1 protein-coding gene is annotated in these 598 nt (G+C 48.3%); it reads left to right on the forward strand.

Annotated features, from left to right (window positions below; genetic code table 11):
- Nucleotides 1–277, forward strand: a 277-nt coding sequence (locus tag ACTIE0_RS24905) for a formylglycine-generating enzyme family protein (RefSeq protein ID WP_439517080.1), incomplete at its 5' end; no start/stop codon positions are given.
- Nucleotides 278–598: the final 321 nt, after the last annotated feature.

A 598-nucleotide genomic window follows, 5' to 3' on the forward strand; every position in this document is an offset into this window, starting at 1 on the left:
GTGCGCTGACCCCTGGCACGACAGCTACAATCACGACAGCTACAATGGTGCGCCTTCGGATGGTCGTGTGTGGGATGTTGGGAACGATAATCGTTATCAAAACCCTATTGAATATTTAGTCAAGTTTTTGGAAAGCAAAGACGACCGAGTGCTGCGCGGCGGTTCGTGGGACGACCTTCCAGAGAGCTGCCGTTGTGCCTTCCGCGACTGGGTCGGCCCGGACATCCTCAACCTCAACTACGGTTTTCGGGTAGCCTGTGCCCCCCCCGACTCTTAGCTCTTAGCGCTTTTGCGGTTTTGCCCTTTACCCTGTTAGCCATTTACCCTTTTGAGCGATCGCAGCGAGCTTTTTTTATATTTGCCCAATTTTACACCATAAATATGGATTTGTGTGTAAAGAAATGTTAAATTTAAATTGCCCTTGTGTAAACAACAACGATGTAGGTTGGGTGAAGCGCAGCGAAACCCAACTTCCCCAGCCGTGATAAATCAGGTTTCTGTGAAAAAGCCGGTTAATTTTCGGCATTTATGGTAATGTAGAATCAGGTATCAATAACCCTCCTGATTATGAGCCAGTGTCTCAACCCAGACTGCCTCC

This window comes from Limnospira sp., from assembly GCF_051859755.1.
GTDB lineage: Bacteria > Cyanobacteriota > Cyanobacteriia > Cyanobacteriales > Microcoleaceae > Limnospira > Limnospira fusiformis.